Raw genomic sequence first — 20119 nt, 5'->3', positions numbered from 1 at the left:
CTTAGCACCCCGCCGCTGACGTCAACCTTTTCCCTGGGTCAACCTTTTACCTGGGTCTCCGCCTTTTCTTCAGCGGCACTGGGCCGGAGGTAGCGGGGCACCAAGGCCATTGGGTCGGTAAAGATCGACTGTTCGGCGGCTCGAAGTGCGACCAATCCCACTCCGAACGCGTCGGCTGCCGAGCGAGGCAATAACGGCCCAGTGAACTTTGCAAACGGCTTGACGTCTCCGGCAACGGCTTCTTGCGATTGCTGCGCCGACGCCAGGATAGATGCCCACTCGTCGCCACTGACGATTTCGACCGCCGGCGGCAAGGGGGTCCATAAGGCGGGGATCTTGCCGAGCGGTGGTAAAACCTGATCACGACGGAAGTGTCCGGTGAAGACTTGGCCTCGATAGGCATCCAAACCGACCCGTAGCGTCTGCAGATCGGGGTTTTCAGAAAACACGACCGCCGCTACCGACGCCAACGAATCGACCGCCACCAATGGCAAATCCAACGCATAACTGAACATCTTTGCCGCCGTGACCCCGATGCGAAGCCCGGTAAAGGAGCCGGGCCCAGCAGCAGCGGAAATAAAATCGATCGTTTTTTTCTCGCTGCGGCACCACGCCAGCATTTCGTCGAGACAGGGGCCGATGGCTGCTGCCGTGCGTATTTGCTCACCCATTTGACCATTTCGCAACACACGGTCGCCGCACATTAAGACTGCCGAGCCGGTCCGCCCCGTGGTTTCGATAGCCAATTGAATCGGCAATTCACGAGGATTTCCAGCTGTCATGGGTTGCGATACGTTCGAGAAGCGAGTGAGATTGCGGATAATGGGCAAATCGGAAGCAGCGATCGACGCAATCGCATGCCGCATCAAAGCCTATCATCCCCACAATGTAGCCGATTCGGTAAACTTGATAATGCCGGACCGAACGGCTTCGAGGCGAGGAAAATTCGCGAGAAGCAAATTTGATGGGATTGCCCAAAAAAACGCATTAAACTACACTTCGGGCTTGGCCTTCGCATCCCAATTGTTGCACAAAGGGGCGAATGTGAGAGGAAGGGTGATCCGATCTCCGCGGCGAGATCTTGAATCACTGAATTTTCGTCCACTCAAGCGTCTTTCCAATTCCATTGCTTTCCACCACCGAGTCATTTAGTGAAACGCGCGTTGATCAGTGACATTCACGGAAATCTTGAAGCACTGAACGCAGTGTTGGCTGATATCAAGACGATTCCTGTCGACGAGATTTACTGTCTTGGCGATATCATCGGCTACGGCCCCAATCCCTGCGAATGTCTCGATCTCGTCATGAAGAGCTGTCACTCGACGATCCTTGGCAATCACGATCAGGCGGCATTATTTGATCCCGAGGGTTTTAACCCGATGGCACTGCAGGCGATCTATTGGACGCGAGACCAATTGGACAACGGCCCTGGTTCGGCTCAGCAGATCAACACGCGATGGGACTTTTTGGGCGAATTGCCGCGACAAATCGATGAGGGCGAATTTCGCTTTGTCCATGGATCGCCCCGCGACCCCACCAACGAATATGTTTTTCCGGAAGACATCTTCAACCAACGCAAAATGGAGATGCTGTTCGCCAAGATCGAACACGTCTGTTTTATGGGGCACACCCATCTGCCAGGCGTCTTTACGACCGAATGCGAGTTCATTTCGCCCGACGAATGCGAGCACGTTTACCACATCGGCCCGAACAAAGCGTTGGTCAACGTGGGCAGTGTCGGCCAACCACGCGACGAGGACAACCGAGCGTGTTACGCGATCCTAGATAGCGAGGCGAAAACGGTGACCTACCGGCGTGTCGATTACGACCGCGAGAGCACTGCGAACAAGATTTACGCGGTGGCGGAATTGTCCGACGCATTGGGAGATCGGTTGAAGCACGGGCGATAGAAACCGTTCTAGGTGACGCGAAAACGGTTTTAGGGTTAAGATTACGATTATTCTTGGCTGGACAGACCGTTCCTTCGTTTTCAACCTGAGTTTTTAAATTGACCCGGACCGCCATTCTTAGTGACATCCACGGTAATCTTGCCGCTTTGCGAGCGGTCCTAGCAGACGTTGAATCCCTAAACGTGGATCGCATCGTGTGTCTCGGCGACGTCGTCGGATATGGCCCTCAGCCATGTGCCTGTTTGGACCAAGCGATCGAGTTCGACTTTTGCGTGTTGGGCAACCACGACAGCAGTGCGTTGTTCGACCCCGAGGGGTTTAATGTTGCCGCCGAACAGGCGATCTTTTGGACCCGCGCTCAACTGGAATGCGGCCGTGACGGACCGGAGGCAAGCCGGCGGCGAATGGAATTCCTGTGCAAATTGCCTCGCACCGTCCGCGAGGGGGAGTGTTGTTCGTGCACGGATCGCCGCGCAGCCCCACCAACGAGTACGTCTTTCCCGAAGACACTCAAAATGGCAAAAAAATGGAAAAGCTGTTTTCCATGATCCCGCACCTCTGTTTCCAAGGGCATACGCACGTACCGGGGATTTTTACGCCTGACATGCGTTTCATCCGGCCGATGGAATTGGCGGGCGGTTATTCGGTTTCCGACAAAACGCAGCGTTTGATGATCAACGTCGGCAGTGTCGGGCAACCACGTGACGGTGACCCACGAAGCTGCTACGTGGTGTACGACGAACAAGTGGTTGAATTTCGCCGCGTCGAATACGACATCGAAGAAACGGTCAAAGAGATCGAAGCGGAACCCGAGCTGGACAATTTTCTCGGTTACCGATTGCGTGAAGGCCGCTAACGAAGCGACGACCGACACGATTTACTCGCGATACCTTAGCAGCGTTCGCATCATTTCTTCGGCGCTGACACGAGACAGGTGGGCGATCGAATCGCGATCGGTATTGTCACCAAATTCATAGGTGACCGCGGCCACATTCAGCACACGATCGACCCAAGCTTTCGAGGTCGTTCGTTTTGAATTATGAGTCTTGTCGAGGTTCACCGAATACGAGGGCAATCGTTCATCGAATCGATTTAACCAGGTCGCGGTGAAATTCTTGGGAAACGCATCGTCGACGTCTTCGGTCAAATAAAACACGTCTTCATACGTGGAATGAAAATCAAGGACCAGATACAGCGAATTGCGTCCGCGTCGTTTCAGATCCAACAACTCACGCCGCAGTACCTGCGTTTCCGGTTGCCTGAACAGTCCCCAGTCGCGATTCAAATCGACACTATTGGCGTTGCATCGCCATCGCCCCTGGTCGACTCCGTCGGGATTCGCATTGGGCACGACCACCACATGGAACGAGCGGCGAAATCGCTGAGTCAGTTCGGTATCCGCAGCAATCGCCTCGGCAAACCGCATCACCCCGATCGCTCCGGTGGTTTCCGGCGGATGAAGCCGCCCCATGATAAACACGTAGCCAGGCGATTCGGCTTGCGGGTCCCCAATGACCAGTTTGGAAATCGGTCGCCCCTGGACACTGCGTCCACACACCGATCGGTTCACGTGCGGCAGCATCGCCAGTTCTTCGGTCCAACGCTCGGTGTCTTCGTTAGAGATCAATTCTTGCGCCGACACCCATAATTCCTTGGGCCCCACGTCCAACTGCAACACCACCTCGGATCCACTCGGATGCACCGACGACACCAAGTGCTGACCATCTCGCCAAACACGACCATCATTGCTGATCCGCGGCGTGTAGCGATGCGTCCCACCTTGGTAACTCAGATGCAGTTTAATGCGACGCTCCGTGTTAGAACGAACACGAAAGGCATACCAAGCACTATTATTGATCGGTTTGCGTTCGGGACGCACCACCAACTGAAATCGAGTGGGGGTAATTTCGAAGCACTCGCTCAAGCGTCCGCCGCAAAAATCACTATCAATTTGGATCGCTTGATCCAGCGACTCAAACGTGGTGGTCGCAAGCGAAGCATCAACCGGATGCATCGAGCCAATCGCAGTCGCATCCGGCCTATTCGCATCCGGCACATTCGCATCGGGAACATGGTCAACCGTCGCGGTCGACTTGGGTGCGATTTCGACACCCCAAACGCTTGCGTCTTGGACAAACAACGAGAGACAAACCGACATGCAAACGAGAGGAATCGCCAATAGACCGGTAACCTGAAGACGGCAAAAGACACTTGGACCGGACATAGCAAACTCTCCAGAAGGCGGTTCCTTATACTTCAAACCCTTTCAGATCAATTGTGATCTTGTGACCAAGAACTCAGCTGGGCGGAGGCAAAAAACGGTATTAACATCATTGCCTGCGACCTTATTCGGATTGTAACGGTCCTACCACGCCGTCATGCGAGCCACAGCGAGTGCCGCGTGGTTTATTCTAGTATAATTAGCTGAAACCTACTCGAATTATTTTCCCGCGACATCGATCACTAAGTACGCAGAAGAGAGTCTTTCAGCAAATTAGCCACTTTGGTGCTAGCGACTTGTTGATTTAGTCGAAATGCAAATTGCATTAGTGAGCCGAGGGCCGTAAGGCACCGGGTAATGCGTGGAACCCGGCCGCTGACGTGCGAGCGGCTCATTAAATCAACAGCCCGCTAGCCACGGTTCCGACATTCAACCGGGGCTAGCGCCCAAACGGCCAACAGGAAAACACCAAATATTTCCTGCCCGCCGCCTTCGCGGCGCTGATTCCATGTGGCTAAACCAATACTCATCGGAGCAGCGGCGACGTGTCACGAGAGCAACGCCGGTGATTGTTTTGGCAGGAAGATGATGGGGGCAGGAAGGACGGTTCGCTTCTGTTCGGCGGCACGTAAAGCGCCGGAGTTATTTTGGGGCGGTGGTTTCGGGTTCGAATCGATAGCCGACACCATAGACAGTTTGAATGATTCGAGGATGTTTGGGATCCGCTTCGATTCGCTTTCGCAATTGGCTGATCGTTTGATCGAGCGTTCTTGTATTGAGCGGATGCATCTCTTGCCAAGCGATGCGGAAGAGCTCGTCGCGATCGACCACTTCCCCAGGCTTGCTGGCAAGCAGCTGAAGAATTCGCAGCTCGCGAACAGTCAACTCGATCATCTCATCCGCCCGCATCGCCCGCAGTTTCTTGGGCATCACGCGAAGCGCCCCCATGTCAAAATCATGTTCGGCAAGCGAGATAGGATCCGTGGTCATTTCACAGTCGCGAATACTTCGCCGCGCAATCGCTCGGATTCGTGCCACCACTTCTTTTGCGCCGAACGGTTTGGCGATGTAGTCATCTGCGCCTAATTCGAGCCCCACGACCTTGTCGATCTCTTCGGCCTTGGCGGTGATAAACAAGATCGGCATCGCCGGATCGAGGCTGCGGAAGTGACGGCAAAGATCATACCCACTAAGCCCTGGCATCATCACATCCAAACAGGCGAATTGCGGTCGATCGCGATCGAACAACCATTTTGCTTGATGCCCATCGGCGGCTTCGGCGACCGAGTGGCCTTCGGACCGCAAGATTTCCGCGAGCGCGGCACGGGTATGAGGATCATCCTCGGCGATCAAGATTTTCAGTTGCATCGGATTGCTGACTTTGGTGCGTTAGAGGCATTGGAAGGATCAAGCTCAAGTGTGATCGGAGTAACTTTGATCAGCCGTAACCCTCAATTCGAATTCGGTTCCAACGTCGACGTTGGTGATCAACAATCGTCCGCCATGCCGCTGAGCGGCAAGCTTGGCGATCGCCAACCCAATCCCGGTCCCGCTCGGCGCATGAATCGAATCATCCAAGCGAAAGAACGGACGAAAGATCTTGCGATGATAACGCCGTGGGATGCCAGGGCCGCGATCGGCGACCGTGACCACCAATTCGTTTTCCTCGATCCACGAAGCCACGCGGACAAACTTGCCCGCAGCAGCATACTTTTCGACGTTGCTGAGCAGATTGACCAGCACCATCTCTAATATATCGGGATCGACGTAAAGACGTTTCGCAACGCGGGCATCACGTTGAACTTCGATTCCCAACGTGTCGAAACGAGGCGAAAACTGGGCCAACGTTTGGTCGATCACGTCGTCGACATCAGTCGTAGTACGCGACGGTGCGCGAACATTTCGTTCATCACGCACCATTTCTAAAACCCCTGAAACCAATCGCCCCAACCGTCGGCTCTCGCTATCGATCACACGCAATCGTCGCAGAATCGTTTCTCGAGTGTCATCGTCGGGCAAGTTCTCTAAATCGGATTCGGCCAACTCGGCATACAAGCGGATATTGGTCAATGGCGTCCGCAGCTCGTGTGACACTTGCCCCGCAAAACTGACGCGACTGCGTGCAACGTGCATCTGTCGCTGGACACTGGTCATCACGTACGTCCCCAGAGCCAACAACATCACCGCCAATCCCGAGAGTGACAAGATCGTCGCAAGTGAACTGGATTGAACCACCAACGGAGCGGCATTGTTGTACTGAAGTTGCCAACTCGATAGCGGTGGCGACAGCGGGACAGCTACGATCGGATCATCCGTCGTTTCCAAATCGTTCCCCCAGCGATAGACGATCTGCCCCGCCTCGTCGACAAGCGAAGTACAACTGATTGAATCCGATTGTTTCGAAAACTGCGTTTTCATATGTGATTCGGGCATCGCAACCAACTTGGCGTCCGGCAGCGCCGCAATCAGCTCGGACACCCAACGGGCGCGTTCTAACAACACGCCGATTGAATCGCCGTTGCTTTTCAGTAGCCACAAAATCAATTGGCTGCCTTCGTCCATGTACCAAACCTGCCACCGCGTCGTCGTCGCAGCGTTTTTGCTGGTGGATTTGCCGCCGGGCTTCGCCACTGCGGCTTGAACTTGCGTTTGCAGTTTCGTGGACGGCGTATCGGCTTTGGACCGAGATTCTTCACTGATTTCCAGATCCGGGTTGCTGGCGATGATTGCCGGCAAGGCGGCGTAGATTGCAATCGCCTCGGGATCCTCGGCCACCGGTTTGGGCGGATAGACGATCACGCCTCTTGCATTGGCAAAAAAGCACTGGCGAACGACCGGATCGTGCCGCGTGATCTGTTCGAACTTGTCGATTGGATTTCCAGGCCGATCGAGTTTTTCGCTGATCCGTCGCGCGTGTCCTGCGAGCACTTCAGCAAGCGATTGATCAATTTCGAGCAAGCGAGATTGCAGCACGGTGTTCAATTGCTGCTGCGCGGTTTCACGTTGCCGGCGGAGTAATGACGAGGCCCCCCACCCCAGCAGCACCAGCGGCGCGGCGATCAAAACGATCAATGCAATCAGTAGCCGGTGCGTCATGGCAAGAGGCGGAAATGGTGAGCGTGAAGTCGGGAACGAGAATGTGGCATGCCGAATTCGATTCTAGTCGAAACGCCACCGCCTCGATTCTTGACTCGCTTTGGTGGCACTATTTCTTGGGCACCTCGATCGAATAGGATTGCTGGGCCTGGATTTCGTTTTGATACCCTCGCATGACTTTGCGGTTTCGAGCCCAGTCGCGGTTGTTATCGACATTCAACGCCTGATATCGGTTCACCTCGATGTTCTTTTCCAATTCGGGCACGACCAATTCGACGTTGTTTGTTTTGCACTCCTTCGCACACTGCAGCAGCATTTTTGCATTGTGGTTGAGCAATTTTTTAGCATCATCGACCTGTCCGGCATCTCGCAGCGCTGTCGCTCGGATGTTGTTTTCATTCGCGATTTGAACCGCACAATAAGCGTACGTTTCCAGATCCCGATCACGCTGGACATCCGCACTCTCGTCGCTGAAACGCACCGCGATACTACTCGTTAATTTGTCCATCGTTTCAGATGTCATGTTTTGGTACTTCACCGAGACATCCACCAGCGGGCGTGATTCGCCTGATTCGCCCGCATCCACTTCGACCTCCAAAACAAAGTAGCGTTCTTGCCTTGAATACAACTGCGCCAGCGGAATGTGAATTGTGTTGCCAGTGATGTCGGCCTGGGTGCCCAGAACGCGAACTGGACGGACGCCCGAGGCCACGGTCGCTACGATCTCGAAGTCACACGCCACAACGCTCATCAGATCTTTGAATTCGCTGTTGAACACCGCGATAAGATCATCGGCCGATTCCACGAAGATATGATTTCCGCTTCCCGCGCTAGCCAATTTGCTCATCAGGTCCTCGTTGTATCCAAGCCCCAACCCCAACGTGCTGACGCTGATCCCTTCTTTGACCAGCGACGCGCCGAGTCGTTCCAATTCACGAGGACTTTTGGGGCCGACGTTGGCGATCCCATCGGACAACAAGATCACACGATTGACCGAATCGGGTCCAAGAAACTTGCGGACTTCGGCGGCTCCTTTGCTGACACCGGCAAAGAGTGCCGTATTGCCATCGGCACGGATTCCGCGGATTTTGGCGATGATCGATTTGCGATCGGTTGCCTTGGTCGCTGGCACCAACACCTCGGTCGACGAGTTGTACAGGACGACCGAAACGATATCGCTGTCTTGCAGTCGATTGATCGCGGCGATCGCCGCGTTGCGAGCCTGAATGATCTTCTGGCCACTCATCGATCCACTGGTATCGATCACGATGGCGACGTTTACCGGAGGCCGTTTCTCGGTTTGCGGAAGCTCGGCACCGCTCAAGGCGATGCGGATATAGTTAATCGATTTCTCGCCCGCTTGCATCGTCGGACTGGACACACCGACATCCAATCCGACTTGGGCTGACGAGGCGACTGGGGCGGCGAAAAGGCTGGCCGCGGCTACGGCGGCCAACACCCACAAAACACGAACTTGAGCGAACATGACGAGATCTCCTTCAGTAAGAACACGATGCAATCGCAACCTGCTTCGCGATTGCTTACGAAGATCATCTAACCATGCTCCTCACAATCAATGGTTCGCAGCAAATCAAAACAATGTAAAAACATTGTATGACAGTGACATTGTATGACTGTGACATAGATTGGTTGGCAGAGGATTACGGGGCCTCGGCTTTCGCCTTGTCGCCTTCGACCGATGGCATCACCGCCTTGGGTTTCTCGGTAACAGTTCCGGGCACCAACCAAGGGCCACGCGAATTTTCTTTGATCAACCGCATCAGTTCGTCGCTGTCGATTGCTTCGACATCCAACAATCGCTGCGTGACCGCCTCGAGCACTTCGCGGCGTTGTTCCAGGATTTCGCGAGTTTGCACCAGTGCATCCTCGATGATCCGCGCGACTTCTTTGTCGATCATCTTGGCCATTTCTTCGCTGTGGTTCATCTGATAGCCGTCGCCACCACTGCTGGCCAGAAACGCGGATCGCGAACTACGGCGAAAATTGATTCGCCCCATCCGGCTCATTCCGTAATCCATCACCATGCTACGTGCAATCTCGGTACAACGCTCGAGATCATTCTGGGCTCCGGTGCTGATGTCTTGGAACGTCATTTCCTCGGTCAACGTCCCGGCCAACAACACTTTCATGTTGCTTTCCAGTTCCGTTTTGGTCATCAGATAGCGATCCGACTCAGGACGCTGCATGGTGTAACCGAGTGCCGCCAACCCGCGAGGAATGATGCTGACCTTATGAACGGGATCGGTATTGGGCAGAGCTGCTGCGACGATTGCGTGTCCGGCTTCGTGATACGCCACTCGAATTTTTTCGTCTTCGTTCATGACGCGGTTCTTTTTCTCTAAACCCGCTGTCACACGCTCGACCGCTTCATTGAACTGCTCGATTCCCACGGTTTGTTTTTCCGCACGCGCGGCCAACAACGCCGCCTCGTTAACGAGGTTGGCCAAATCGGCTCCGACAAAACCGGGTGTAATCGACGCGATGTCGTGTAGTTCCACCTTCTCGTCCAGCCGCACATTTTTGACATGGACTTTCAAAATTTCCTCGCGACCGGCGACATCAGGGCGATCGACCAAGACGTGGCGATCGAATCGTCCCGGACGCAACAGCGCAGGATCCAGTGTTTCCGGGCGGTTGGTGGCCGCGACAATGATCACGCCCGAATTGGAATCAAATCCATCCATTTCGACCAACAACGCATTGAGCGTTTGTTCGCGTTCATCGTGCCCACCGACCACGCTGCCACTACGGCTTTTTCCCAAAGCGTCCAGCTCGTCGATAAAGATGATGCAAGGCGCCCGACTAGTCGCTTGCTGGAACATGTCACGGACGCGAGCCGCTCCGACGCCGACGAACATTTCAACAAAGTCGCTACCCGAAAGACTAAAAAATGGCACTCCTGCTTCGCCCGCAATCGCTTTGGCCAGTAGCGTTTTGCCGGTCCCCGGAGGTCCGACCAACAAGACTCCCTTGGGGATGCGGCCGCCGAGTGCTTGATATTTGTCGCTGTTTTTCAGAAAGTCGACGACTTCGCGAACCTCGTCCACCGCTTCTTCGATTCCCGCCACGTCGGCAAACGTGAGTGGCAATTCTTCTTGCCCATACAATTTTCCACGGCTTCGCGAAAAGGACATCGGCGACCCGACACCACCAATTCGGCGAAGCATCATGATGCCAAGCATCACCAACACGCCAATCATCAGCAACTCAGGCCAATGTTGCTCGAAAAAGCGACTTGGACGATCGTTGTCCCAAACCACTCCCGATGCGGTCAACAATTCGGCGAGGCGACGATCCTCGGTTTCGTTTCCTGAGGCGTGAATGGTTTCAAATTGAATCGGCTCTGGTTTGACAGCTGGCTTTGCCCCGAGCGGACGGTACATCACCGTGCCGGTAATCTTTTCTTCGGACACCTTGATGTACTGAGGGCGACTGTATTCAACTTTCTTCGTTGGATCGCTAATCGACGAAACCACCAGCGTCCGAGGATCGTTCGCGGCCGAATCGGATGGCGCCGTTTGATCATCGTCGCCGGATTGGGCTACATCCGCGTCGGAGGATTCGGCGTCGGCGGAATCAGCCGAGTCCGCATCGGACTGCGACGCTGCTGACGGGGTACCAGCCTGCTCGGCCGTTTCGTCCGGGTTTGCCGACGCAGTCTCGGAATTGCGAGCATCTGCCTCCTTTTGCAACAGGACCAAGAGGTCCGGATAACGCAAACGGTGACTGTTATTACTGAACAAAAACGTACTCAACAGTACGGCGGAGACGATCGCCGCGAGCACCAACCACATATTTCCGCCGCTTCGTGGTTCGTTGTTGCTCGATTTCTTTCGCTTATCGTCGGTCATTGCGTTACCAAAGAGGGGGCTCGATTATAGAGATTTCGTATGTCATCCGGCCGAAAATGTGGGGTAAGCTTTCTGCTTGCAAGCTGACGCCGACGCGGGAGATCGAGATAAATCGATCAAGCTGCCGGGTCGCTTGCCCCCAAAAAACAGACGAGATGATGCGTTGAACAGTATTTTATTACGTATTGTTTGATTGCCCACGTCCAACGGCAAGCCTATGTTGGGCGGAACCAGATGGGGTGATCGATCGTAACGAAGGTTCCGGAAGTCCGGCGATCCCTTCGTTTCCGTCTTTTGACTACACCACCACCGCCGCAATCGTTCACTCGTCTTGCACTGAAATCATCCTTCTCCGCCAAAAAAATTCTCGTGCCAGCGAACTCTGACGAAGCTTCCTTTCCCCGCCCACTCGCCAATTCTGGTTCGGGACCCGCTACCTTGGACCAACAGGACACCTCGGAATCACCGTCGCCGCCGGCCATCAATGTGGCTGTTCTCGGTGCGACCGGCAGCATTGGCACTGCGACGATTGACGTTTTGCACCATCTGGACCGGATCGACGAAACAAAGACGTGGAATTTGTGGGCCGCATCGGGTCACCGCAACGTCCGACTGCTTGGTGAATTAGCGGGACAATTCAAACGTCCCCCCCGGCAAATTGTGCTGTCAGATCTCGAGTCTGCAGCTGAATTTGCGGCGGGCACGTCGCTTGCGAAGTCGCAAATTAAAACCGGAGCTGACGGGCTCGTCGAGATTGCCTCGGCCCCCGAAGTCGACGTCGTCGTCGCCGCCATCGTCGGTCGCGCTGGCCTGGAAAGCACGTTAGCGGCGATCGAAAGCGGCAAACGGGTCGCGCTAGCCAACAAGGAAACACTGGTCGTTGCCGGCTCGCTCGTACAATCAACGCTAGCAAAAAAGTCGTCCGGTGTGCCGCGTGCGGAGGTGTTGCCGGTCGACAGCGAACATTCTGCGATTTTCCAGTGCTTGGGAGACAAAGAAAGCAGTTCCGGCAGCGAAAAGACGTGCAAGCCTCGCAAATTGATCCTGACGGCAAGCGGCGGCCCGTTTCGCAATGCGTCAATTCAACAGATGCATGACGCGACGCCCGAATTGGCACTGAACCATCCGACTTGGGATATGGGTCCTAAAATTACGATCGATTCGGCAACGATGATGAACAAGGCGCTCGAGGTCATCGAGGCTCGTTGGTTGTTCGATATTCCCGCGGAATCGATCGAAGTGGTGGTTCACCCTCAATCGATCATCCATTCGATGGTGGAATTCGAGGACGGGTCGGTGATTGCTCAAATGAGTCCACCAGACATGCGGCTGCCGATTCAGTACGCGTTGACCTATCCCCGACGGCTGGCGTGCGAGACGCCGGCACTGGACCGAACGCGACAATGGGATCTGACGCTACAGCCGGTCGATCGTGAGCGATTTCCGGCGTTAGAGCTCGGTTTCGAGGTCGCCCGTGTGGGCGGAACCGCCGGTTCGGTGGTCAATGCCGCTAACGAAGAAGCGGTCGGCCTGTTCCTGGAAGGAAAAATTCGCTTTACTGACATCGTGCCCGCGTGCCGCCGGACTTTGGAACATCATCACTTCGAGCCTCAACCGTCGTTAACCCGGTTATTGGAGCTGGATCGATGGGCCCGTGCCGAAGTTCGCAAACAATATGCAACCTAAACCCTAATTAAATATGTTTATCGATTTACTTGCCCAATTTTTGCCGTTGGCTGCCACTGACGAAGCTGGCGTACTTACCTCTTTGGCGACCCAGACCTGGCAATGGGGATTGGTCGCACTGGGCATTGGGCTAGTGATTTTCGTTCACGAACTCGGGCACTTTGTCGCGGCCAAATCGTTTGGCGTGAAATGCGAAAAGTTTTACGTCGGATTTGATGTTCCCATTCAAATCGGCCCGATCAAATTCCCGCGAACGCTGGGCAAATTCCAATACGGCGAGACGGAATACGGCATCGGGATTATCCCGCTGGGCGGTTACGTCAAAATGCTTGGCCAGGATGACGATCCGCGGAAAGCCGAAGAGGAAGCGAAGCGGATTCGGATGAAAGAGGACGCCGCCGAAGCGGACGAAGAGGGCGACGACACCGCCCCCGAAAAACTAGATCCACGCAGCTTCCCCGCCAAAGCAGTTTGGCAACGGATGATCATTATCAGCGCCGGCGTCGTGATGAATTTGATCACCGGCGTGTTGTTTGCGGCGATCGCCTATGGCTATGGCGTCACCTACAACCCGTCGATCATCGGTGGGGTGACCCCCGGCGGCCCGGCGTGGCAGGCCGGCATCGAACCGGGCGGGCAAGTCGTTTCGGTGGGCGGTTTGAGCGATGACCAGATGCATTTTCGCGAAATGCGAATGGCGATTTTGACCGAAGGCTTGGACAACCCCGAGAAGCCAATCAGTTTGGCGATTCGCTATGACGAGGGGATTCGAAAATACAACCTAAAAACAGCGTCTCACCCCGAAAACGCCGACGTGCGAATGATCGGGATCGTCAGCCCCACCTCGCTTGAATTCAGCTCAAAGACCGTCGCGATGCCTGGCAGTATCGCCGCCACCGTGCTGAGCGGTGAGGATGCGGGGTCAAAAATCGTTGCCTATGACGGAAAGAAAATTAATAACGATTTGATCGTCCCCTCGACACCGTTTTTCAACTACTTGTACTCCAATCCAACCAAGACCATCTCGTTGACGCTCGAGCGGGTCGACGGCAGCGAGCACCAAGTCGACTTGCCGCCACAACAAGCCAAAATGCTCGGCGCGCGCTGGGCGATCAGCCCGATTACCGGGCTAGTCGATGAAGGGGTAGCGGCGAAGGCAGGGATCGAAGTCGGCGATGTGATCACGGCGATTAACGGCGACACCGAGATTGATGCCTACAAGTTGCCGCTGGAACTGATTTCGTCGAACGAACCGGTCACGATGACGCTGCGGCGTGGCGAAGGCAGCGAAGCACGCACGATCGAAGTCGAGCTCGCCCCGCAGGCCGCACTGCAAACTCACGCCCCAGACTCGCAAATTTCGGGTGAAATCGCGATCAACCGGTTCGGGTTCTCGTATCGTCCACTGCCCGTCGTGGCGAGCGTGTTGCCCGATTTGTTGGCCGGCGATGGCTCGGATCCGATGCTTGAACTGCAACCCGGTGACGAAATCCAAGAGGTTCGCTTGATCACGCCCGATGCCGAACTGATGCCACCGCTGCAGGACGCGGAATTCGAGCCTTTGGTCGCTCAGTTACGCGAAGGCTGGGAAAAAGACGGCCCAACACCGTGGGGGTCGCTGATCGAAACGATTCAATACCTGCCCGAAGGCACCCAGTTGCAAGTGTTGGCGACGCGATCCCCCAAAGGACGTGTGGTTGAAACGCAAGTCACTGTGCAGCAAGACGATCGAGTCTGGTTCGAACGTGGACTTGGGCTCACCGCCAGCGAATCGATTCAACGAGCCAGTTCGGTGACGGATGCTTTGTCACTAGGACTTCGCGAGGCCGAGCGACGATTGCGTGACGTCTTTCGTTTCTTGCGAATGGCAACACAAGGACGTGTGAAGATGCGTCACGTCGGTGGGCCGTTGGCGATCATGGACCTGGCCAAACAGGAAGCCGAGCGAGGCATCTCGCCTCAATTGTTGTTCTTGACGATGTTGAGCATGAACCTTGCCATCCTGAACTTTCTGCCGATTCCCGCGCTCGATGGCGGTCACATGATGTTCTTGATCGCCGAAGCGATTCGAGGCAAAAAGCTTAACGAACAGCTCGAAATGCGGCTGACAATGGCAGGTGTATTGATGATCTTGCTGTTGATGGTGGTGGTGTTCGCCAACGACATCCTGCGTCTGCTGTGACCCAATGCCGATGCACGATTGTCTTCCTGAGGAACAGATTGCCGCTTTCGAAGCGGCGATAGCGGAACTTGCGTCGTCAACGCCAGCGGGCTCGGACGCCAAGGTCGTAAAACGACTTCGCCACCAATTCGGCAGCGACGCGTTTTACGAATTGATTGCGATCGCACGGCTACAACGCAAAGCTCGGCAAAAACTGGGCGACGGCGTGTGGTGGGCCACCGACCGTGCACTGCAACAAGCGACTGCATGGCAGGTGGCGAAGCTAAAGTCGAGCTGGTTCGGCGATCACTTGGTGTACGACCTGTGCTGCGGCATCGGTGGTGACGCTCTCGAACTGGCACGCCGCAGTGCCCCCAACGGCGGTGTGGTCGCAGTCGACATGGATCCGGTGATCCAGCAGTACACGGCGGCGAATCTTCGCAAAACGGCGAATCTTCGCAAAACAATGTCCGGTACATCCGATCCTGCGATGTCCGGCACTTCGGGGACCGCAGGAATCCTCCAAACCGTTTGCGAAGACGTGCTGAAGATCGACATTCCTGCGAATGCCGCGATCCACATCGATCCCGATCGACGCGCCGACGGCAAACGAACCACGCGTCCCGACGACTATCAACCTTCGCTGCCACAAATCTTGCCACGGATTGAAGCGGCTCCGGCGGCGATCATCAAATTAGCCCCGGCAGCCAAGATCGACCTCGGTGAACACACTCATCGATCTTGGATTTCACTTTCGGGCGGTGTCCGAGAACAATCGTTGATCTTCGGCGACGCATTGCAGCGAGCCGAATTGCAGCCGGGTTCGGTATCCGCATTTGCGGTTCGCAGCGATGGAAGCTTTCGGCGGTTCGACGCGGGAGCGACGCCGGCAAGTCAAATCGATTCGATTCGCGTCGCTTCGGCCAAGAAGCCAGGGCAGTGGATCATCGATCCTGATGCGGCGGTTCGCGCCGCGGGGCTGACCGAGTTTTTTGCTCGCACCTACGGACTGAAAACACTCGGAGGCCCGACCGGATTTTTGACCAGCGACGGCGAAATTGACGACGCCAGTATGGAAAAAATCCAAGCGATCGCGGCGGTCGGCGAAGTAATTTGGTCGGGCAGCTGCGACGAACGAAAACTTCGCCGCGAACTCCGGCAACGCAAACACTATGCTGACCGGATTAAGGTCCGAGGCACCGGACACGACCCGGCCGTCCTCCGCAAACGGCTACGTCCCTGTGGTGAAACTCCGATCGGATTGTGGATCGGCAGGGCAGAAAAGGGCGTTTTTGCGGCATTTACGCATTAGCGGGACGCAGGCCTTCATTAATGCCCATTGGACAGAGAATCGGACACAACCGCTCGAACACCGTGTGATAAAACCGGAACCGTGGCGTGAGTGGTGCGGTTTTTGCGGTCGCAATCGGCTGCAAAAATCGTTGCGACAGGCCTATCCGCTGATGAATGTGAAGATTCAACAAGAAATGCTTGTGCCAAACGCCCTCTTTGGGCTTGCGTGAGGAAGCGAAACCCGCATACTTACGCGCTTCCTCCGGCCGCGTCCGTTTTGATACGACCCGGCCTCGGAGGCTGTGGAGCCGGCGTTCGGCGTTTACCGAAATTTATTGATGAATCACAATTTGACTGGAAGGTTGATCCAGCCATGACAGACGTATTGCAGGTCGAGAAGCGTGAGCGAACAGGCTCCGCTGCCACTCGGCGTTTGCGTCAGAGCGGTCGAATCCCCGCTGTATTGTACGGACACGGCGAAGCGACTGAGTCGCTATCGGTCCCATCGGACGAAGTCAAAGCCCTCTTGCGCCATCACGGCAAGACGGTCGAGCTCGCCGGTGCAATCAAAGAAACCGCGATGGTTTGCGCGATGCAGTGGGATCCGTTGGGGATCGAAGTACTGCACCTTGACTTGATGCGGGTCAATTTGTCCGAAAAAGTGGACGTGACCGTTTCCATCCACGTTCACGGCGATCCCGTGGGCGTTCGCGAAGGCGGCATCCTGTTGGAAAACCATCACGAAGTCGACATCCGCTGCTCGGCTGGCGATATTCCAGAGAACATCGGGCTGAACGTTTCAGAGCTTCACCTCGGTCAATCGCTGACCGCAGGCGACTTGGAACTGCCTGCCGGCGTGGAACTTGTCACGCCTGCCGACACCGTCGTCGCTCATGTCGAAGAGCCACGTGCGATGAAGGCCGAGAGCGACTCGGATGAAGCGGCTTCCGAGCCTGACGTGATTGCCAAGGGCGGACCGAAGGACGAGGAAGACTAGTAAGGTCAGCACACACTGATCTTTCGATCTACTGCCATGAAATTGATCGTCGGCCTGGGGAATCCTGGGCAGAAATACGAACAAACACGACACAATGTCGGCTTCATGGCGGCGGACAAAATTGCGGGATTGATTTCGGCCAGCCCTTCGAAAGTTCGCTTCGAAGGACTTTGGGCCGAAGGAAATCACCGCGGCGAAAAACTCGCGATTCTATGGCCTCAGACGTTCATGAACGCCAGCGGCAAGAGCGTGAGAAAGGCGATTGATTTTTTCAAACTAACCCCCGAAGAAATCGTTGTGATCTGCGACGATCTCAATCTTCCCTGCGGGCGTCTGAGGCTAAAAGCCTCAGGGTCATCAGGAGGCCAGAAGGGGTTGGCGGACATTATCCGGCATCTTGGATCCGAGTCGTTTCCACGACTGAAGATCGGGATCGACCGTCCTCCCGAGGGATGGGAAGTGGTCGATTATGTGCTGGGAAGGTTCAACAAAAGCGAACAGCAAACGATCGATGAAGCGACAACCCAAGCTGCCTATGCCGCAATGGACTGGGCAACCAACGGGATTACGCAAACCATGACTGAGTACAACAGCAAGGTTTCGGCAAAGCCTAAAGGCAAAACCAAACCCTCGCCCTAACGTTGCAAGCCCCTAAGTGTTGCACGACTCAGTAAGTGAGTAAGAAGTTAACCCCAATGCGTTAACACGACTGACGTTGCGAAACGACGGTCCGAACCCAACGCTGCGGACCCCAATGCGGAATGCGATACGGTGCTGGGCAAAATCACACCACCTCGATAACATACCGCTTAAAAATAGAAGCATTTTCCGAAACAGCGCTGCGTTCAACGCACCCATCAGACCGTAGAGAGACGATAAAACCGTGGCGAAAAACACTTACGAAACGCTATTCATCCTCGATAGCAACCAATACGCTCGCGATCCAGGCGGCGTCAGCAAGCAGATCGAACAAATCATCACCGAAAACGAAGGCAACGTGCTCGTTAGCCGGATGTGGATGGAACAACGACTCGCCTACCCAATCGATAAGCACCAAAAGGGTACCTATTGGTTGACTTATTTCGAGATCGAAGGCGAGAACCTCGTCAAGATCGAGCGAGCATTCCAACTCTGCGAACCTGTCTTGCGTGAATTGACACTCAAGTTGGACCACCGTTTGGTTGAGCCAATGCTTGCAAACGCTCGCGGCGAATCCTTCAGCGTTTCCAGCCACGGCGAAGACGAGCAGGACGATTCCGACAACAACAGCTCGGATGACGCCAAAGCCGAAGACGATTCGGTCGTCAGCTCCGAAGCCTAGCATTTGCTTGCGTACGGCTGCAGCGGTAGGATGGCGAATAGGGCATCTTTTGCATCTAGAGCGTCATCGGACACGTTGTCAGCATCGCGACGCAAATGACTGAGCAAAACATTTCGACTTTTAAAATGTTTCGGGGAATATCATGGCAAGCTACAACCGCGTCGTTCTTGTAGGCAATATCACGCGTGACATCGAACTGAAGTACACCCAAGGGGGTACCGCCGTCACCGAGATCACGATTGCCGTGAACGATCGCCGAAAGTCAGCTAGCGGAGAATGGGTCGAGGAAACAACATTCGTCGATGTGACACTTTGGGGCCGGACCGCAGAAGTCGCAAGCGAATACCTGAGCAAGGGCTCACCAATCCTTGTCGAAGGCCGACTAAAACTTGACATGTGGGAAACCGATGGCCAAAAACGCAGCAAGCTGCGGGTGATCGGCGAACGGATGCAAATGCTGAGCGGCGGCGGTGGAGGAGGCGGTGGTGAATCGCGTCAACGAAGCCAACCGCAACGACGTGATACGGTCCAGGAAAACAGCTACGACTCGCACGACTACCAAGATTCACACACCTCTCGCGACACCCAATCCCGACCAGCGGGCAATCCCGCAGGCCAGCGAGAAGCACAACCGACCGGCAACGGGCCTGGTTACGACGATCCCGACATCCCGTTCTAAAACGAACGGCCCCTAAGAACCCATCAATCCACCCATACACACCACCTATTTGTTCACTCGAGTTTTGTGATGCCGAAACCAAAGACAAGCACCGGTCGATCGTTCAAGCGACCATTTAAACGTTTGCCCAAAGGCGCTAACGGTGGCATTCAGCTACTATTGATCCACAATGTCGAACACCTCGGCAAGCAAGGCGACATCGTCGAAGTCAAATCCGGCTACGCGTTGAACTACTTACTTCCCCAAGGACTCGCCACCGTTGCCACCGACCATCACAAGCGAATGGTTGAGAAGCATCGCGAGAAATTGCGTGCGATCGAACTCGAAAAGCTCAAGAGCTACCGCGACATGGCGGACGAGCTCGGCAAGCAATCGATCACGATCGAAGCCAACGCCAACGACGAAGGCCATTTGTACGGCAGCGTCGGTGCCCACGAGATCGTCGATGCCCTCAAGGGTGCCGGATTCACTTTGGCTCAAGACCAAATCCGTTTGGAAGGTCCACTGAAGGAATTGGGTCTGTACACGGTCAAGGTGCACTTGCACAGCGAAGTCGACGCGGCATTGAAGGTTTGGGTCGTTCCTACCGTCGTGACCGAAGAAGTCTAATTTTTGCTTGATAAAATCACGACGGCGGGCTTTCGGCATCGCCGTCTTGTTTACTATCATCACCCAATCACGTCGGGGCTGTGGCGGAACTGGCAGACGCGCTGGATTTAGGATCCAGTTCCTTTACTGGAGTGCAGGTTCGATTCCTGTCAGCCCTACTGATTTCGAAAAAGCGGCGATGTGCAACACGCACATCGCCGCTTTTTTCGTTTTCACAATAGGCAACGTTAGCCGTTTGGGCGCTAGCCCCGGTTAGATGTCGGAACCGTGGCTA

The 20119-nt window shown here is 55.2% G+C and carries 15 protein-coding genes, 1 tRNA gene and 1 pseudogene; 11 read left to right on the top strand and 6 right to left on the bottom strand.

The annotated features are described in order from the left end of the window. Nucleotides 1-38: 38 nt before the first annotated feature. The gene (tsaB, locus tag RMSM_RS08170; protein WP_040764811.1) at nucleotides 39-782 is read right to left on the bottom strand and encodes a tRNA (adenosine(37)-N6)-threonylcarbamoyltransferase complex dimerization subunit type 1 TsaB; all 744 of its coding nucleotides are present in this window, start codon (nucleotides 780-782) and stop codon (nucleotides 39-41) included. Between the two features lie 369 nt (nucleotides 783-1151). On the opposite strand from tsaB, the gene RMSM_RS08160 reads away from it, so the two are divergent. Beyond that, nucleotides 1152-1910 carry a metallophosphoesterase family protein gene (locus RMSM_RS08160; RefSeq protein WP_008694063.1) on the top strand — a complete coding sequence of 253 codons (759 nt, stop codon included), beginning with the start codon at nucleotides 1152-1154 and terminating at the stop codon, nucleotides 1908-1910. Nucleotides 1911-2008: 98 nt separating this feature from the next. Further along, nucleotides 2009-2766: pseudogene (locus tag RMSM_RS08155) on the top strand (metallophosphoesterase family protein). 21 nt (nucleotides 2767-2787) lie between these two features. On the opposite strand, the gene RMSM_RS08150 reads toward RMSM_RS08155, so the two are convergent. The 5 genes from RMSM_RS08150 to ftsH form a co-directional block, all read right to left on the bottom strand. Then, nucleotides 2788-4134, bottom strand: a complete 1347-nt coding sequence (locus tag RMSM_RS08150; RefSeq protein ID WP_144057476.1) for a M14 family metallopeptidase — start codon at nucleotides 4132-4134, stop codon at nucleotides 2788-2790. Between the two features lie 639 nt (nucleotides 4135-4773). Next, nucleotides 4774-5499 carry a response regulator transcription factor gene (locus RMSM_RS08145; RefSeq protein WP_008694057.1) on the bottom strand — a complete coding sequence of 242 codons (726 nt, stop codon included), beginning with the start codon at nucleotides 5497-5499 and terminating at the stop codon, nucleotides 4774-4776. Between the two features lie 45 nt (nucleotides 5500-5544). Next, nucleotides 5545-7227 carry a sensor histidine kinase gene (locus tag RMSM_RS36595; RefSeq protein ID WP_008694056.1) on the bottom strand — a complete coding sequence of 561 codons (1683 nt, stop codon included), beginning with the start codon at nucleotides 7225-7227 and terminating at the stop codon, nucleotides 5545-5547. A gap of 109 nt (nucleotides 7228-7336) precedes the next feature. Continuing rightward, nucleotides 7337-8713: a vWA domain-containing protein gene (locus RMSM_RS08135; protein WP_008694054.1), complete on the bottom strand. Its 1377-nt coding sequence runs from the start codon at nucleotides 8711-8713 to the stop codon at nucleotides 7337-7339. Between the two features lie 175 nt (nucleotides 8714-8888). Further along, nucleotides 8889-11099: an ATP-dependent zinc metalloprotease FtsH gene (gene ftsH / locus RMSM_RS08130; RefSeq protein ID WP_008694053.1), complete on the bottom strand. Its 2211-nt coding sequence runs from the start codon at nucleotides 11097-11099 to the stop codon at nucleotides 8889-8891. A gap of 438 nt (nucleotides 11100-11537) precedes the next feature. On the opposite strand from ftsH, the gene dxr reads away from it, so the two are divergent. From dxr to RMSM_RS08085, 9 genes are all read left to right on the top strand, one after another. Further along, nucleotides 11538-12785, top strand: a complete 1248-nt coding sequence (gene dxr, locus RMSM_RS08125; protein WP_008694050.1) for a 1-deoxy-D-xylulose-5-phosphate reductoisomerase — start codon at nucleotides 11538-11540, stop codon at nucleotides 12783-12785. Nucleotides 12786-12798: 13 nt separating this feature from the next. Beyond that, entirely contained in the window at nucleotides 12799-14967 is a 2169-nt protein-coding gene (locus RMSM_RS08120) for a site-2 protease family protein (protein WP_008694049.1), read from the top strand. A 10-nt stretch (nucleotides 14968-14977) separates the two neighbouring features. Next, entirely contained in the window at nucleotides 14978-16258 is a 1281-nt protein-coding gene (locus RMSM_RS08115; protein ID WP_144057475.1) for a class I SAM-dependent methyltransferase, read from the top strand. Nucleotides 16259-16612: 354 nt separating this feature from the next. Next, the gene (locus RMSM_RS08110) at nucleotides 16613-17236 is read left to right on the top strand and encodes a 50S ribosomal protein L25 (RefSeq protein WP_008694043.1); all 624 of its coding nucleotides are present in this window, start codon (nucleotides 16613-16615) and stop codon (nucleotides 17234-17236) included. Between the two features lie 36 nt (nucleotides 17237-17272). Beyond that, nucleotides 17273-17875 (top strand): aminoacyl-tRNA hydrolase, encoded by a 603-nt coding sequence (gene pth, locus RMSM_RS08105; RefSeq protein WP_008694041.1) that lies wholly within the window; start codon nucleotides 17273-17275, stop codon nucleotides 17873-17875. 244 nt (nucleotides 17876-18119) lie between these two features. Further along, nucleotides 18120-18557 (top strand): 30S ribosomal protein S6, encoded by a 438-nt coding sequence (rpsF, locus tag RMSM_RS08100; RefSeq protein WP_008694039.1) that lies wholly within the window; start codon nucleotides 18120-18122, stop codon nucleotides 18555-18557. A 142-nt stretch (nucleotides 18558-18699) separates the two neighbouring features. Then, complete coding sequence (ssb, locus tag RMSM_RS08095) at nucleotides 18700-19236, top strand: single-stranded DNA-binding protein (protein WP_008694037.1); 537 nt, start codon at nucleotides 18700-18702, stop codon at nucleotides 19234-19236. A 69-nt stretch (nucleotides 19237-19305) separates the two neighbouring features. After that, a complete protein-coding gene (gene rplI, locus RMSM_RS08090) occupies nucleotides 19306-19845 on the top strand; it encodes a 50S ribosomal protein L9 (protein ID WP_008694035.1) in 540 nt (179 codons plus the stop codon). Between the two features lie 74 nt (nucleotides 19846-19919). Beyond that, nucleotides 19920-20003, top strand: a tRNA-Leu gene (locus RMSM_RS08085). Nucleotides 20004-20119 lie beyond the last annotated feature (116 nt).

Origin of the sequence: Rhodopirellula maiorica SM1 (assembly GCF_000346295.1) — a bacterium.
Classification (GTDB): domain Bacteria; phylum Planctomycetota; class Planctomycetia; order Pirellulales; family Pirellulaceae; genus Novipirellula; species Novipirellula maiorica.
Note: the sequence above shows the minus strand (reverse complement) of the source record. Positions and strands in the feature narration are given on the sequence as shown.

What these genes read in the sequence shown, in the direction of transcription:
- tsaB (WP_040764811.1), bottom strand. Translation starts at nt 782, where the DNA reads ATGACAGCTGGAAATCCTCGTGAATTGCCGATTCAATTGGCTATCGAA.
- RMSM_RS08150 (WP_144057476.1), bottom strand. Translation starts at nt 4,134, where the DNA reads ATGTCCGGTCCAAGTGTCTTTTGCCGTCTTCAGGTTACCGGTCTATTG.
- RMSM_RS08145 (WP_008694057.1), bottom strand. Translation starts at nt 5,499, where the DNA reads ATGCAACTGAAAATCTTGATCGCCGAGGATGATCCTCATACCCGTGCC.
- RMSM_RS36595 (WP_008694056.1), bottom strand. Translation starts at nt 7,227, where the DNA reads ATGACGCACCGGCTACTGATTGCATTGATCGTTTTGATCGCCGCGCCG.
- RMSM_RS08135 (WP_008694054.1), bottom strand. Translation starts at nt 8,713, where the DNA reads ATGTTCGCTCAAGTTCGTGTTTTGTGGGTGTTGGCCGCCGTAGCCGCG.
- ftsH (WP_008694053.1), bottom strand. Translation starts at nt 11,099, where the DNA reads ATGACCGACGATAAGCGAAAGAAATCGAGCAACAACGAACCACGAAGC.
- RMSM_RS08120 (WP_008694049.1), top strand. Translation starts at nt 12,799, where the DNA reads ATGTTTATCGATTTACTTGCCCAATTTTTGCCGTTGGCTGCCACTGAC.
- RMSM_RS08115 (WP_144057475.1), top strand. Translation starts at nt 14,978, where the DNA reads ATGCACGATTGTCTTCCTGAGGAACAGATTGCCGCTTTCGAAGCGGCG.
- RMSM_RS08110 (WP_008694043.1), top strand. Translation starts at nt 16,613, where the DNA reads ATGACAGACGTATTGCAGGTCGAGAAGCGTGAGCGAACAGGCTCCGCT.
- pth (WP_008694041.1), top strand. Translation starts at nt 17,273, where the DNA reads ATGAAATTGATCGTCGGCCTGGGGAATCCTGGGCAGAAATACGAACAA.
- ssb (WP_008694037.1), top strand. Translation starts at nt 18,700, where the DNA reads ATGGCAAGCTACAACCGCGTCGTTCTTGTAGGCAATATCACGCGTGAC.
- rplI (WP_008694035.1), top strand. Translation starts at nt 19,306, where the DNA reads ATGCCGAAACCAAAGACAAGCACCGGTCGATCGTTCAAGCGACCATTT.